This is a genomic window from Roseomonas sp. FDAARGOS_362, assembly GCF_002754815.1.
Lineage (GTDB): Bacteria > Pseudomonadota > Alphaproteobacteria > Acetobacterales > Acetobacteraceae > Roseomonas > Roseomonas mucosa.
Genome location: NZ_CP024588.1, coordinates 1390815 through 1405586, shown reverse-complemented (window position 1 = coordinate 1405586; position 14772 = coordinate 1390815). Strand labels below are relative to the sequence as shown.

At 71.1% G+C, this 14772-nt stretch carries 13 protein-coding genes and 1 tRNA gene; 7 read left to right on the top strand and 7 right to left on the bottom strand.

The features are described 5' to 3' along the window. The first annotated feature begins 8 nt into the window (after positions 1–8). The 4 genes from CTJ15_RS11435 to CTJ15_RS11420 all read left to right on the top strand — a co-directional run bounded on the left by CTJ15_RS11435 (position 9) and on the right by CTJ15_RS11420 (position 3487). Entirely contained in the window at positions 9–716 is a 708-nt protein-coding gene (locus CTJ15_RS11435; RefSeq protein WP_026033067.1) for a uroporphyrinogen-III synthase, read from the top strand. After that, complete coding sequence (locus CTJ15_RS11430; RefSeq protein WP_076970053.1) at positions 713–2071, top strand: COG4223 family protein; 1359 nt, start codon at positions 713–715, stop codon at positions 2069–2071. The genes CTJ15_RS11435 and CTJ15_RS11430 overlap by 4 nt, the downstream gene beginning before the upstream one ends. After that, complete coding sequence (locus CTJ15_RS11425) at positions 2071–3354, top strand: heme biosynthesis HemY N-terminal domain-containing protein (RefSeq protein ID WP_076970052.1); 1284 nt, start codon at positions 2071–2073, stop codon at positions 3352–3354. Before CTJ15_RS11430 ends, CTJ15_RS11425 begins: the two co-directional genes overlap by 1 nt. A 58-nt stretch (positions 3355–3412) precedes the next feature. Next, positions 3413–3487 (top strand) — tRNA-Thr (locus tag CTJ15_RS11420). A gap of 19 nt (positions 3488–3506) precedes the next feature. On the opposite strand, the gene CTJ15_RS11415 is transcribed toward CTJ15_RS11420, so the two are convergent. After that, positions 3507–3908, bottom strand: coding sequence for a hypothetical protein (locus tag CTJ15_RS11415; RefSeq protein ID WP_075821271.1), 402 nt, complete (start codon positions 3906–3908; stop codon positions 3507–3509). Positions 3909–4025: 117 nt separating this feature from the next. After that, positions 4026–4280, bottom strand: a complete 255-nt coding sequence (locus CTJ15_RS11410) for a hypothetical protein (protein WP_075821270.1) — start codon at positions 4278–4280, stop codon at positions 4026–4028. Between the two features lie 795 nt (positions 4281–5075). On the opposite strand from CTJ15_RS11410, the gene CTJ15_RS11405 reads away from it, so the two are divergent. Then, complete coding sequence (locus CTJ15_RS11405; RefSeq protein ID WP_019460378.1) at positions 5076–7349, top strand: CDC48 family AAA ATPase; 2274 nt, start codon at positions 5076–5078, stop codon at positions 7347–7349. Positions 7350–7406: 57 nt separating this feature from the next. On the opposite strand, the gene CTJ15_RS11400 is transcribed toward CTJ15_RS11405, so the two are convergent. The 5 genes from CTJ15_RS11400 to CTJ15_RS11380 form a co-directional block, all read right to left on the bottom strand. Then, positions 7407–8075, bottom strand: coding sequence for a MarC family NAAT transporter (locus CTJ15_RS11400; protein ID WP_075821277.1), 669 nt, complete (start codon positions 8073–8075; stop codon positions 7407–7409). Positions 8076–8467: 392 nt separating this feature from the next. Then, positions 8468–9571, bottom strand: a complete 1104-nt coding sequence (locus CTJ15_RS11395) for an SMP-30/gluconolactonase/LRE family protein (protein WP_075821269.1) — start codon at positions 9569–9571, stop codon at positions 8468–8470. Positions 9572–9680: 109 nt separating this feature from the next. Continuing rightward, positions 9681–10604 carry a dihydrodipicolinate synthase family protein gene (locus tag CTJ15_RS11390; protein WP_019460375.1) on the bottom strand — a complete coding sequence of 308 codons (924 nt, stop codon included), beginning with the start codon at positions 10602–10604 and terminating at the stop codon, positions 9681–9683. After that, positions 10601–11377 carry a GntR family transcriptional regulator gene (locus CTJ15_RS11385; RefSeq protein WP_099781572.1) on the bottom strand — a complete coding sequence of 259 codons (777 nt, stop codon included), beginning with the start codon at positions 11375–11377 and terminating at the stop codon, positions 10601–10603. The genes CTJ15_RS11390 and CTJ15_RS11385 overlap by 4 nt, the downstream gene beginning before the upstream one ends. Positions 11378–11455: 78 nt before the next feature. Beyond that, on the bottom strand, positions 11456–13045 hold the full coding sequence (locus tag CTJ15_RS11380) for a response regulator (RefSeq protein ID WP_171979009.1): 1590 nt from the start codon (positions 13043–13045) through the stop codon (positions 11456–11458). A gap of 418 nt (positions 13046–13463) precedes the next feature. Between CTJ15_RS11380 and CTJ15_RS11375 the strand changes: the two genes are divergently transcribed. Continuing rightward, on the top strand, positions 13464–14120 hold the full coding sequence (locus tag CTJ15_RS11375; RefSeq protein WP_075821266.1) for an MBL fold metallo-hydrolase: 657 nt from the start codon (positions 13464–13466) through the stop codon (positions 14118–14120). After that, the gene (locus tag CTJ15_RS11370; RefSeq protein WP_171979008.1) at positions 14117–14668 is read left to right on the top strand and encodes an NUDIX hydrolase; all 552 of its coding nucleotides are present in this window, start codon (positions 14117–14119) and stop codon (positions 14666–14668) included. Before CTJ15_RS11375 ends, CTJ15_RS11370 begins: the two co-directional genes overlap by 4 nt. The last annotated feature ends 104 nt before the right edge of the window (positions 14669–14772 follow it).

The window sequence follows — 14772 nt, the reverse complement described above, 5'->3', positions numbered from 1 at the left end:
GCTGCCTCGTGACGCGGCCGGAGCCCGGGGCGGCGGAGACCTCCGCCCGCGTCGCCGCGCTCGGCTGGCGGCCCGTCCTGGCCCCCGCCCTGTTGCTCGAACCGCGCCCCGTGCCGCTGCCGCCGGCCCAGGCGCTGCTGCTGACCAGCCGCGCCGCCGCGCGCGCCCTGGCCGGCCGCATCCCCAACCTGCCGGTCCTGGCCGTGGGCGAGGCCACGGCGGCGGAGGCGCGGCGGGCCGGCTCCACGACGCTATATGTGGCAACCGGCGATGCCCAGGCCCTGGCAACCCTTGCCACCTCCGTGCTGGACCCGGCGGGCGGGCCAATCCTGCTGGCGGTGGGCCGTGGCTACGCGCTTGATCTGGCCGAGATATTGCGGGGGAGGGGATTCCGCGTCCGGCGCCGGGTGGTCTATGACGCCCACCCCGCAAGGCACCTGCCGGAGGAGGCGCTGCTGGCGCTGCGGAACGGGAAGATCGGCTCGGCCCTGTTCTTCTCGCCACGCTCCGCGGAGGTTACGCTGTCGCTGATGCGGGACGCGGGCCTGGCCGCGGCGGCAACGTCCGTCGAGGCCCTCGCGTTGAGCGCGCGTGTCGCGATGACGCTCCGGGGCCTCCCTTGGCGCGCCATCCGTGTCGCGTCCGATCTGAACCAGAATGCCTTGTTGGCCCTGTTGGGTCCGGCAGGCCAAACAGGAGAGCCGCCGCCCTCATGAGCGATTCCCCCGACAAGGACATGGCCCCAAGGGAGCAACCAGGGGCACAGCAGGGGCCTCGTCAGGAGCCGCAGGCGGCCGGCCCGGCCGGGTCCGGCGCGCCGGCACGCTCCACCCTTCCGCCCTCGCCGCCGCCCCGCAAGCTCGATCCGGCGGTGCTGCCCATCCTGATCGGCGTGCTGGTACTGGGTGGCGCCCTCGCCTTCCTGTTCCTGACGCCCTCCGGCACGGTCAATTCCGGCGAGACCAACCGAGTCCGCATCGCGGCACTGGAGGAGAAGCTCGCCTCCGCCACCGAGCGCCTCCAGGCCGACGAGCACCGCATGGCGGCGCTGGAGCAGCAGGCGCAGCAGCTCGCCGCGCGCCCGGCCGGCGACCCGGCCGCCCTCCAGGACCTCGCGGCCCGGCTGCAGGGCATCGAGACCCGGGACGGCGAAAGCACCAAGCGGCTGACCGACAGCCTTGCCGCCCTGGAGAGCGACCTGCAGCAGCGCCGCCAGGCCAACGAGGCGCGGCTGACCGCCATCGAGAAGAACGCCGGCGAGGCCAGCCAGCAGAACGCCCAGCGCATCCAGGCCATCGACAGCCGGGTCGGCGAGGTGGAGAACCGCGCCGCCGCCCGGGCCGCGGAGGCCGAGCGCAACCTGTCGCAGCGCATCGCCGAGGCGGAGAAGCAGATCGCCCAGCGCGTCGCCGATGCCGAGGCCGCCATCGCGCCACGGCTGGCGGCGCTGGACCAGAGCATCGCGCAGCGGGTGCAGGCGGCGACGCAGGAACTGGACCGCCGCGTCAACGCGCAGAACAGCGCGCTCGACCAGCGTCTCGCGGCCTTCGATGCCCGGGTGAAGCAGGCCGAGAGCGCCGAGCGCCGGGTGGGCTTCCTGGCCGCACGGGGGGCCATCCAGTCCGCGCTGGAGGCCGGGCAGCCGCTGAAGCAGCCTCTCTCCGGCTTGCCCGGCACGTCGCCGCCTGCCTTGCAGCGTTATGCCGAGACGGCGCCGCCCACTGAGGCCACGCTGCGCCTGAGCTTCGAGGAGGCCGCCCGCGCCGCCCGCGCCGCCGCGGAGCCGCAGGGACAGGGGGTCATGGACTCCGCCCTGGCACGCATCCAGGGGCTGGTGACCGTGCGCCGGGGCGATCAGGTGGTGGTGGGCGACACCGCCGCCGGCCATCTGGAGGCCGCGCGCCGGGCGCTGGATGCCGGGGACTTGGCCGGGGCGCTGCAACGGCTCGACGCCCTGCCGCCGGAATCCAAGGCCGCCATGCGTGGCTGGCTGGACCAGGCGCAGGGGCTGCTCGCGGCGCAGACCGCGCTGCGCAACCTTTCCGCCGACCGTAACGGGGGCGCCGGCTGATGCTTCGCGCCATCTGGCTGCTGATCGTCCTCGCGGTCGGCGTCGCCTTCGCCTGGTATCTGCGCACCCTCGGCGGTTCGGTCGAGATGCGGGTGGGCGATGTCTTCGTCGGCCTGCCGCTCTGGGTCCTGCTGCTGGTCCTCGTGGTCGGCTTCGTGGTGCTGTACGGCCTGCTGCGCGGCTGGGCGCTGCTGCGGTCCTGGCCGCAGCGCATCCGCGACCGCCGCGCCGCCCGCTACCGGGTGGAGGGCGATGCCGCCGTGACCCGCGCCCTGGTGGCGCTGGCCTCCGGAGCCTCCGACCAGGCGCGGATGGAGATCCGCCGCGCCCGCAAGCTGCTGGGGGACACGCCGCACACCCTGCTGCTGACCGCCGAGGCGGAGCGCATGAGCGGGCGCGAGGAGGCGGCCAATGCCGCCTTCCAGGCCCTGGCCGAACGCGACGACGCCCGCTTCCTGGGGTTGCGGGGGCTGCTGCGCTCCGCCATGCAGCGCGAGGATTGGCCCGAGGCGCAGCGCCTGGCCCGCGAGGCCGAGGCGGCGCAGCCCGGCGCCTCCTGGGTGCGCGAGGAGCGGGCACTGCTCGCCATGCGCACGCATCACTGGGGTGAGGCGCTGGCGCTGCGGGCGCCGGGCCTTTCCGAATCCGCCCTGGCCCTGGCCGCGGCAGAGGAGGAGCAGGCCCCGACCCGCAAGGCCGAGCTGGAGAAGCATGCCTTCCAGGCCGATCCCGGCTTCGCTCCCGCTGCCCTGGCCTATGCGGCACAGTTGCGCGACCTGGGCTCGCCCCGCCGTTCGCGGGCGGTGCTGGAGGAAAGCTGGAAGGCCGCGCCGCATCCGGACGTCGCCCGCGCCTATCTGACCGGCGAGGGCGATGTCCTGGCCCGGGTGCGCGCGGCCGAGACCCTGGTGGAGCCGAACCGCACCCATCCGGAAAGCCGCCTGCTGCTCGGGCGGCTGGCGCTGGAGGCCTCGCTGGTCGGCCGGGCGCGCACGGAGCTGGAAGCCCTGGCGGCCAGCGGCGAGGCCGATCGCCGCGCCTATCTGGCCCTGGTGGACCTGGAGCGGGTGGAGCAGGGCGACACGCCGGCCGGCCGGGCCGGCGAGGCCAAGTGGCTGCGCGCCGCCGCCACCGCCGCGCCGGAGCCCCGCTGGGTCTGCGGCCAGTGCGGCCAGGAGCACGAGGCCTGGGCGCCGGTCTGCGACCATTGCGGCACCACCGGCCGCATCGGCTGGACGGCGCCCTATCAGCGGCTGCCTGTCCCGCGTGCGGAAAAGGTGTAAAGCGGAGTTGCCGAAGTCGGCGGGCGAGGGTAGATAGCGCGCCACGCCGCTTCGGCAGGCCGACTTAGCTCAGGGGTAGAGCAACTGATTCGTAATCAGTAGGTCCGGGGTTCAATTCCCCGAGTCGGCACCATCCTCCCACCTCTCCGATTTTACATCTGCGAAGAGGCCAGCACCGGGACGCCCGAAGGGCTGACCGAGGCTGTTGGCGATGGAACCGGGCAGCGCAACTCCGTTTCCAGCGTGACCCACTCCCTGGCGAGTACGAGGCGCTTGTCGGCGTTCCGGGAAATCGGCAGGCTGATCAGCTTGCAATAGGCGATCAGAGCTGCCGCCAGGGCGGGCGCGGAAAGAAGCAGCGACACCGGCTCCGCGCCCTGCCCCGGACGGAACACGGCCCGCAGGCTGGGCGGGTCCAGCGAGACCGGTTCGCAGCGGAGGATCTCCAAGGGTTCCCGCACCAGCCCCAGAACGGCCGGGGCCTTTGCCAGTGCCAGGGAAAGGACGGGGAGCGGAAAGCGGATCTGCCGGACATCGACGATGTCTTGGAACATGCGCTTCTCCTTGCCGTGCCAATCTGCCGGAAAAGTCTGAAGCAAACATGAACGCCGCGATGCGTGGGCAGGTCACCGGCAACCATCCAGGGGGTCGGCGGCTTCGGGCAGAGCGCTTCAGCGCAGGGGGACGCGTCCCCGCGTGGAGGGCTTTTCCCACAGCTCCGCCCGCGTTCCGGCCGGATGCAGCCGTGGCGCGACGGGAGGAGCGATGGGGAACACGGCCGCCGCATCGTGGTTCGCCGCGCCTTCCGGTTCGCGACAGAACCGCGAGATGTAGTCCGCGTCGATCTCGGCGGGCAAAAGCCGGATCGGCCCGTCCCCCCACAGGTCCTCGTTGGTCCAGATACCCTCGGCCGGCTTCCACAGCATCGGCCGGGGCGTACAGGGCCGCCCGGTATGGCAGGCCGAAAGTTGAAGCCAGTGCCAGGACTCCGTCTGGCGCCATCCGGCTGGCGGATATCCATCCCAATTCGGTCGCATCGCTGGCCCCCTCCGTATCTGTCCGGTAGCTTTCGGCTTGGCTGGCGTTGCAGAACTGTGAACGGGAACTGGAGGGTCTTAGGCAAATCAATTGTTTGTACCGCTCCTTATTGTTCCCTTCTGAGTTGTAATCATGGCCGCTTCCTTCCGGTCGGGACTGGAAGGGACGGCGCATCTCGCCAAAGGCCCGCTCCGGGGGGGAGCCATCAGCACCAGCCGCCGCCCAGTTCGATCACCAGGACGATCACGACCAGCCACCAGACGACGCCGATCACGGCGGCCCAGGCGAGGCCCTTGCGCAACCGGCCTTCGGAAAACTCCGGCGGTTCCGGCGAAGGGGCGGGTTGCGATTCCCCCTCCGGTCCGTCCGCCCGTTGATCCTGATCGTCCCGCTTTCCTGCGATCCCAAGCCCTCCGCCGGTTCCGGGCGGCATGGCCCGGATGGAATCCCCACGCAATTCAGGTGCCACTCACCCTTCGCACGGGCCGCCGACGGTTCCGGAGGCAGTGCGATGACGCTGAGGTGAAGACAGGCGGCGCGGGGCGGTCCATCCCGGTCCTGTGAAAGCCCCCCGGCAAGCCTCTCGCAACCCCGGACCGTTAGGCTTGTTGGCGAGCCGGACGGCCCGGGCCAGGCGCCCTGGCGCGGAGTCCGCCCGGCACAGGAAATGGACACCGCAGACCATGGCCGATGACAGCAAGAGCACGCAGGTGCAGGTGGCGAATGCCCGCCCGGAGGATGTCGGCAAAGGGGCCGCGCGGGTCAGCCGGCGCATCATGCAGGAACTGGGCCTGCAGCCGGGCGACGTGCTGGAGGTCATCGGCCAGCGGCACACCGCCGTCATCCCCATCCCACCCTTCCCGGAGGACGAGGACCTGGAGATCATCCGCCTGGATGGGCTGCAGCGCGGCAATGCCGGCGTCTCGGCCGGGGAGCGGATCGAGGTCCGCCGCGCCCAGGTGAAGCCCGCGACCCGCGTCGTGCTCGGCCCGGCGCAGAAGAACCTGCGGCTCTCAGGCTCTGGCGAGGCGTTGCGGCGCACCTTCATGGGGCGTCCGGTCGTTGCCGGGGACGTGATCTCCACCTCGGTCTATCACCGGCCCGAGCGCGGCGCCGACGGCATCCCGGACGAGGTCTATCGCCGCTTCTTCGAGCAGCAGACCTATGCCCTGCAGGAAATCCGCCTCGTCGTGGTGGAAACCACGCCCAAGGGCATCGTCCGCGTCGACCAGCACACCGAGTTCGAGATCCTGCCCCAGTACGCGGAGCCCAGGGAGGTCCGCCGCGCCGACGTCACCTACGACGACATCGGCGGGCTGGGGAATGCGGTGGATCAGGTGCGGGAGATGGTGGAGCTGCCGCTGCGCCATCCCGAGCTGTTCCAGCGCCTGGGCATCGACCCGCCGAAGGGCGTGATCCTCCACGGCCCGCCCGGCACCGGCAAGACGCTGCTGGCCAAGGCCGTGGCGAACGAGTCCGAGGCGAATTTCTTCTCCATCGCCGGGCCCGAGATCATGGGCAGCCAGTACGGCGAATCCGAGAAGCGGCTGCGCGAGATCTTCGAACAGGCGGGCAAGCAGTCGCCCTCCATCATCTTCATCGACGAGATCGACAGCATCGCGCCCAAGCGCGACGAGACTCGCGGCGAGGTCGAGCGCCGCATCGTCGCGCAGCTCCTGACCCTGATGGATGGGCTGGAGCCGCGGCAGAACGTGGTGGTCATCGCCGCCACCAACCGCGTCGATGCGATCGACGAGGCGTTGCGCCGCCCGGGCCGCTTCGACCGGGAGATCGTGATCGGCGTGCCGGACGAACCGGGGCGCCGCCAGGTTCTGGGCATCCACACGCGCGGCATGCCGCTGGCCGACGACGTGGACCTCGATGCGCTGGCGCGTTCCACCTATGGCTATGTGGGCGCGGACATGTCGGCCCTGGCGCGCGAGGCGGCGATGGACGCGGTGCGGCGCATCCTGCCGCAGATCAACCTGCGGGAAGGCATCCCGCCCGAGATCCTGGCCGACCTGCGCGTCTGCCGGCAGGATTTCGAGAATGCGATGAAGCGCATCCAGCCCTCGGCGCTGCGCGAGATCATGATCCAGGTGCCCAACGTCACCTGGGAGGATGTCGGCGGGCTGGAGGAAACGCGGACCCAGCTCCGCGACGGCATCGAGCTGCCGCTGAAGCATCCCGACGCCTTCCGGCGGCTGGGCATCCGCCCGGCCAAGGGCTTCCTGCTTTTCGGCCCGCCGGGCACCGGCAAGACGCTGATGGCCAAGGCCGTGGCGCGGGAGGCGAGCGCCAACTTCATCGCCACCAAATCCTCCGACCTGCTCTCGAAATGGTACGGCGAGTCGGAGCAGCAGGTGAGCCGCCTCTTCGCGCGGGCGCGGCAGGTGGCGCCGACTGTGATCTTCATCGACGAGATCGACAGCCTGGTGCCGGCACGCGGCGGCAGCCTGGGCGAGCCCGCGGTGACGGAGCGGGTGGTGAACACCATCCTGGCCGAGATGGACGGGCTGGAGGAACTCCAGAGCGTGGTGGTCATCGGCGCCACCAACCGTCCGAACCTGCTGGACCCGGCGCTGCTGCGCCCCGGGCGCTTCGACGAGCTGGTCTATGTCCCCGTGCCGGACGAGGCCGGGCGGCTGCATATCCTGCGCATCCAGACCAAGGAGATGCCGCTGGCCAGCGACGTGGACCTGGAGGATCTGGCGAAGCGCAGCCAGGGCTTCACCGGCGCCGATCTGGGCGACGTGGTACGGCGGGCGGGGCTGCTGGCCCTGCGCGGGGATATCGCGAGCCCGGCGGTGGGCCGTTCGCAGTTCGAGCAGGCGCTGCGGGAATCCCGCCCCTCGGTGACGCCGGAGATGGAGCAGGAATACGAGCAGCTCCGCCGCAGCCTGAAGCAGCAGGGGCCGCTGGTGCAGCGGCCGCGCATCGGCTTCCAGTTGGACTGAGGTGCGGTCCTGTCCATGGCCCCCCGCCCGGCATCCATGCCGGGCGGGGGCATGGCCTCACGGCTGCAGGCGCCAGCTCTGGATGAAGTCGTGGATGCCGGAGGCGATGAACTGCACGGCGATGCAGGTCAGCAGGAATCCCATGATCTTCGTCATGGCCGTCACGCCGTGCCTGCCCAGAAGCCGGGCGATGCGGAAGGAGGCGGAAAGGATCGTCCAGGCGATGACCAGGGTGATCACGATACCGGCGGCGATCACGACATGGCCCAGGATCATCCGGTCGTGCGGGATCTGCGAGCTGTAGCCCAGCACGGCGGCGATGGAGCCGGGGCCGCTGAGACTCGGCATGGCGAGCGGGGTGAAGGCGATGTCCGGCTGGCCGGGGCGGTTGGCGGTCTCCACCGTCTCCTGCGTCGGGCCGGTTTCGTCCTGGCCGGTGAAGAGCATGCGGAAGCCGAGTGCCAGGATGATCAGCCCGCCCGCGACGCGGATGCCGGGGAGCGAGATGCCGAAGCCCGCGATGATCAACTGCCCGGCCAGCAGGAAGGCGAGCAGGATCGAGGCGGCGTAGATCGAGGCGAGGCGGATCTGCCGCTTGCGCTCGTCCGCCGGCATGGTCCGGGTCAGCGCGATGACCAGCGGGACCGTGCTGAACGGGTTCATGATCGGCAGGATGCCCATCACGACGATGCCGACATAGTAGGGGGCTTGCAGCAGACCCGACATGCCGGCTGTCTTGCCATCATCCCGCATCGCGGCAAGCGCGAAGGCGGGGAGGGGGCCGCGGACCAGCCCTGCGGCGACCGCGTACCGCAACCCGCCCGTGCGGCACGGCGCTCTGTCGCGAGTGGCGATGGAGGGCGGTGTCCGCAGCCTGCCGCCGGGGGTGCAGGTGGAGGTGCCGGCGGGCTTCGCCTGCTTTCCGGCCCCGCTGCATCCCTGGCCGCCGCGGAGCTTCGCGGAAAAGGGGTTCAACGTCTCCCGCTATAACCCCCGTGCCACGGGGTGGGCATTTCGCGGCGCTGGAGGCGCCGGATCTGCTGGTGGCGGACCTGCGGGAATGGGGCCGGAGCGGGTGAGGGGAGCCGGCACCGGCCGGCTCCCGGAAGTCGGGCCGCTCAGACCGCCCCGTGCGCCTCGAAGGTCATGGCGTAGACCGAGTGCGAGCTGGCCATGTAGAGCCGATTGTTCTTCGGCCCGCCGAAGACGAGATTCGCGCAGCGTTCCGGCAGGCGGATGAAGCCGATCGCCTTGCCCTGGGGGTTGAAGACCATCACCCCGTCCAGCTCCTCGGACCTGCCGCGCAGCTCGTGGACCTTGCGGCCTCCAACATCGCGCGGCTCGGCCTCCAGCGCCCCGTTGCTGCCCCAGCCGCACCAGAGATTGCCGTCCCGGTCCACCTTGAAGCCGTCCAGCGCGCCCTGGTCGGCGGCGTCGATCAGCTTGGTCTTGCCGGAAAGCGTGCCGTCCGGCTGCACGTCATAGCTCCAGATGCTGCGGTTGGGCGTGCCCTTCCACTCGACGACGTAGAGCTTCTTCTCGTCCGGGGAGAAGGCGAGGCCGTTGGGATTGACCAGGTCGGTGAGGACCGCCGTCAGCTTCCCATCCGTGCCGATACGGTAGACATTGGTGGTCGGCTGCTCCGGCGTGGCGCGGAAGCCCTCCCACTCGCCGTTGATGCCGAAGGTCGGGTCGGTGAACCAGATCGTGTCGTCCGACTTCACCACGATGTCGTTCGGCGCGTTGAGCCGCTTGCCCTGATAGCTGTCGGCCAGGACGGTGATGGAACCGTCCTTTTCCGTGCGGGTGACGCGGCGGGTGACGGAATGCTCGCAGGTGACGAGGCGGCCCTGCCGGTCCCGCACATTGCCGTTCGAGAAGTTGGACGGCGCGCGGAAGACGGTGAAGCTGCCATCCTTCTCGCTGTACTTCATGATGCGGTTGTTGGGGATGTCGCTGCAGAGCAGGTAGCCACCTGCGTCCCCGCTGGCGGGGAAATAGGCCGGGCCCTCGGCCCAGCGCATCCCCGTGGCGACCTGTTCCAGCGTGCTGCTGTAGATCCGGTACTTCGCGAAGCTGGGGTCGAGGACCTGCACCGCCGGATCGGGGTAGCGCTGGTTCGGCGCGAAGGCGAAGGACTGCGCCAGCGCAGGGCGTGCCAGGGCGGCGGTCGCAGCAATGCCGCCGGCGGCCGTCAGCAGGCTGCGTCGTGTGGTGTTCATTCCGGTTTTCCCCCGGCGCCGCGTGCGAATCTGCCGCGGCGCTCGGTCCGCGACCATAATGCCGGTAAGGGGCACGGGCCATGCCGCGCCCCTGTCCGCTCCGGTGGCGTCAGGCCGCCTTGCGTGCGGTGAGGCCCCAATCCTGCAGGAGCTGCACCAGCGTCTCCTGCGCCTCCGGCGTGAGCGGCCAGGCGGCGGGCGGCCGGGCCGGGCCGGCATCCTCGCCCATCAGTTGCAGCGCGGCCTTCACCACGGAAACATTGGCGCCGCCAAGCTCCTGCGCGCGCAGCACCTCGAAGGGGTCGATCGCCTCGATGTTCCCGCGCGCCGCCTCAAGGTCGCCGCGCTCCAGCGCCGCATGGATGGCGACGGAGCGCTCGGGCACGACATTGATCAGGCCGGAGGTGAAGCCGCGCGCGCCGACGCCGTACATCGGCGGCGCCCAGGGCTCGGCCAGGCCGCAGGTCCAGTTCACGCCGAGATGCGCCGTCCGCCGCACGGCCTGGGCCAGCAGCATGACATTAGGGGTGGCCCATTTCACGCCGACGATGCCGGGCAGGCTGGCGAGCTCGACGATGCGGTCGATGCCCATGCTGTCGTTGCGCAGGTAGAGGACGATGGGAAGCTCGCCGGCCTCCGCCACGCGCTGGAGATAGGCCTTGATGCCGCGCGGGGCGCAGAAGGGGTCGGGCGGCTGGTGCACCATCAGCATGTCGGCGCCGGCCTGCTTCGCCACGCGGGCGAGCTTCTCGGCCTCGACGACCGAGCGGCCCACGCCGGCGATCACGGCGGCACGCCCTGCGACCATGCCGGGGACCTCGGCCTGCATGCGCTCGGCCTCGGCGAAGGAAAGCGAGTAGAACTCGCCGGTATTGCCGTTCACAGTCAGGCCGTGGACGCCGGCCTTCGCGGCGCGGGCGATGATGGGCTCCAGCGCCGCCGGCGCGATGGCGCCTTCGCGGTCATAGGGCGTCACCAGGATGCCGGAGATGCCGCGCAGGGCGGTGAGGCAATCGTCCCGGGTGAGTGTCATGTTGTCCTCCTGTTGTGGTCGGGACCGTTCTGGCTGGAGCCGTCCGGGCCGGCGGGAGCGAGGCCATCGGCCATGCCGTCCTCGTTCAGGGCGGGGACGGCCTGTGGCGGGGCCGGATGCTGGGAAGCCTGCCGCAGCGAGCGCAGCCCATGCGCGCGCATCAGCAGCTCGGCGCGGTCCTGGTCGCCCAGGCGCAGGGCGTCCAGCAATTCGGTGTGCTCCACCAGGGCGCGGGTGAACTCGCCCGGGGCGGCGAGGCTGCGCTGGCGGCCGACCTGATCGTAGCCGCGCAGGGAGCGCAGCGTCGTCTCCAGCATGGCATTGCCGGCCATGGCGCGGATCATCTCGTGGAAGCGGGTATTGGCCTCGGCGAGGCGGCCGGCATCGCCCGCCCCGGTGGCGGCGCGCATGGCGTCGAGCTGCCCGGCGAGGCGGGCGATGTCCTCGGGCGTGGCATTGCGGGCGGCGAGCCCGGCGACGACGGCTTCCAGGGCGACGCGGATGCGCCCCATCTCCTCCAGCTGGCCGGGGCCGAAATCGGCGACAAGCGTGCCGCGCCGCGGCAGGGTGACGACGAGGCCCTCCATCTCCAGCCGCCGCAGGGATTCGCGGACGGGGGCGGGGGAGACGCCGAGCCGGGCGGCAAGGCCGCGCTCGGAGACACGGGTGCGCGGCGCGAGGCTGCCCATGGCGATGGCGTCACGCAGCCGGCGATAGACACGTTCCGAGAGCGAGGCCGTTTCGCTTTGGGAGAGCGGCTGGAGCGCGTTCATGCCATCTGATATATCAGTATGGCTGGACAATCGCAAGCGCTTCCCGTGCCGGGCCGTTCCAGCCCCGGGCCCGGGCCGTCAGAGAGAGGCGCCGCAGGCCACCGCGCCGCAGGCCGGGGCCAGCACGGCGGTCAGGCGCCGGGCGAGCTCCTCGGTGCGGAAGGGCTTCTGGAGGATCCTGTCCTTGCTCTCGCCCGCCATGGCGGGGGCCTCGGCATAGCCGGTGAGGAACATGATCGGCAGCTGGGGGCGGCGGCTGCGCGCGGCCTGGGCGACCTCCACGCCGTTCATGCCGGGCATGGCGAAGTCCAGCAGCAGGAGGTCGAAGCGGGTGTCGCCGTCAAGCAGGTTCAGCGCCGCGAGGCCGTCATGGGCCTCGACCACGTCATAGCCCAGGTCCCGCAGGGTGAGGGCGGTGATCTCGCGCACGGGTTCCTCGTCATCCACCAGCAGGATGGTCCGGTCGTCCTTTTCCGGCCCCTGGGCCGGGGCGGGTGCAGCCGGGCGCGCCTGGGCGCGGGGCAGGTAGAGATGGATGGCCGTGCCCCGGCCGTGCGCCGTCTCGACCCGTAGCCCCCCGCCGGATTGCTGGACGAAGCCCAGCACCTGGCTCAGTCCCAGTCCGGACCCCTGTCCGACATCCTTGGTGGTGAAGAAGGGCTCGAAGGCCCGGGCCCGGACCTCTGGCGTCATGCCGGTCCCGGTGTCCCGGACCGTGATCGCGACATAATCCCCCGCCGGCGGTTCCTCGGGATGCTCCGGCGGGCCGAGGGTGACGTTGCCGGTGACGATACGGATCGTGCCGGTGCCCTGCATGGCGTCGCGGGCATTGAGCACGAGGTTCACCAGGGCGAGCTCGATCTGGGTCGGGTCGGCCATGGCGAGCCAGGCTTCCCGCCCCACGGGGGCGTCCTGGCCGGTGTCGAGGCGGACGCTGCCGCCGACGGTGGTGCCCAGCAGCCCGGCCATCTCCTGGATCAGCGCGTTCATGTCCAGGGGGCGGGGGTCGAGCCGCTGTCGGCGGGAGAAGGCGAGGAGCTGCGAGGTCAGCAGGGCGCCGCGCTCGGCAGCCAGCCGGACCGCTTCCAGCCGCCGCGCGAGATGGGCGGACGACAGGCCCTGGACAGGGGACTGGCGCTGCAGCAGCCGCAGGTTGCCGAGGATGACGGTCAGCAGGTTGTTGAAGTCGTGCGACACGCCGGCGGTGAGTTGGCCCAGCGCCTCGGCGCGCTGCATCTGCCGGAGCGAGGCTTCCAGCCGGTCATGCTCCTCGATCTGAGCCTGCAGGCGCCGGTTGGCCTCGGAAAGATCGCTGGTGCGCTGCCTGACCAGGCGTTCCAGCGCCTCCTCGGCCTGATGGCTGGCGGTCATGTCGGTGTTGATGCCGGCAAAGCCGAGGAACTCGCCATCGGCGGACAGGCGCGGGGCGGCATCCACCCGCATCCAGTACACCCGCCCGCCCTTGGCCTGCATCCGGATGACGGTCTGGAAGGGCTCACGCACGGCGAAGGCGCGGCCGATCGCCACATCATAGGCGGACAGGTCCTCGGGATGGATCAGCCGGTGCCAGCCTTGCCCCTGCAACTCGCTTGCCGGATAGCCCAGCGTCCGCTCGTGGTGGCGGTTGGTGAAGATGCAGTTCCCATGCTGGTCGGAAAGCCAGATCATGGAAGGGGTGCAGTCGGCGATGCGGCGGAAGGAGGCCTCCCCATCCGCTTCCGCCGCAAGGCACTGGGCCGGGAAGGGCTCCTCCTGGGCTGGCTGGCTTTCGTCGGACGGGTCGCGACGAGTCCCGGAACTGCTCCCTGTCTGGCGGGGCTGGGTCTCCGGCGGCTGGGGGGGCCTTATTCGATCAGACGAGGGCAGGGCCATGATCCAGAGGCGAGAAACGCGGGCAACGTTCTGGACATCATTGTCCGTGAGGGCGGCAAGCTAGGGCCCTGGGGATGCGACGGCAATTGCGGGGCGGCCCGATGGCCCCCTGCTGGGCATCACCCTCGCGTGAAAACGGCAACCGGCGGCGCGCGCTGGCGTGCCACGGCGGCACATGCCAGTTCTGGCGGCCTGCAAGACAGGGGCCGATGCCATGACATCTTCCGAAGCGCTGCGCGGCGCGATCCTGCCGGTCACGCCCTTCGGCCAGAACTGCCTGATCCTCTGGGACGAGGCGACGAAGCGCGGGGCGGTGGTCGATCCTGGCGAGGCCGGGCCGGTGCTCGCCGCCCTGAAGGAACTCGGCGTGACGGCGGAGAAGGTCCTGCTGACCCATGGCCACCTGGACCATGCGGCGGGTGCCGCAGAGGTCGGCGAGACGCTCGGCATCCCGGTCGAGGGACCACACGAGGCCGACCGTTTCCTGCTGGACGGGCTGGCGCAGTCGGCGGCGCAGTACGGCTTCCCGGGTCGGCCGGTGGTGCCGGACCGCTGGCTGGCCGAAGGCGACACGGTGGAGGTCGCCGGGCGCCGCTTCGAGGTCCTGCACTGCCCCGGCCACACGCCGGGCCATGTGGTGTTCTTCGACCCGGCCGCGCGCTTCGCCGTGGTGGGGGACGTGATCTTCCGTGGCTCCGTGGGGCGGACGGATTTCCCCTATGGCGACGGTCCGGGGCTGGTCCGGGTGATCCGGGAGAAGCTCTTCCCGCTGGGTGACGACGTGAGCTTCCATTGTGGGCACGGGCCGGGCGGGATGCTGGGCGAGGAGCGGCGCAGCAACCCCTATGCCGGGGAAAGGGCGGAGGGGTGAGCGGGAAGGAGCCTGACATCGTCCGGACCGGCAGCCGGCTGGTCTACGAGAACCGCTGGATGCGGCTGCGCGAGGATACGGTGCGGCGGCGCGACGGCTCGCCCGGTCTCTTCGGCGTGGTCGAGAAGACCGACTTCGTGACCGTGGCCGCGGTCGAGGATGGCATGGTCCATATGGTCGAGCAGTTCCGCTATCCGGTAGGCCGCCGGTGCTGGGAGTTCGTGCAGGGCATGTGGGAATACGCGCCCGGCACCGACCCGCTGGAACTGGCGCGGGCCGAGCTGCGGGAAGAGACGGGGCTGCGCGCGGCGGAGATGCGCTATGCCGGGCGGCTCTTCCTGGCCTACGGCTTCTGCACCCAGGCGAACCATGTCTTCCTCGCCACCGGGCTCACGCCGGGCGAAGCGGCGCTGGAGGTGGAGGAGCAGGACCTGGTGACGCGGGCCATGCCCCTGGCGGAGCTGGAGGCGATGATCCGGGACGGCATGATCGAGGACCAGTCCACCGTGGCGGCCTTCGGGCTCCTGCGGCTGAAGGGGATGCTGTGAGGCTGCCGCTTGGAACCCCGGGCGGAAGACAGGACCCGGTTCCGTAACCCCGGGTGGATCATGCATGCCGTCGCGCGCGCCCGGGCTGCGGCGGGTGCCTGCCC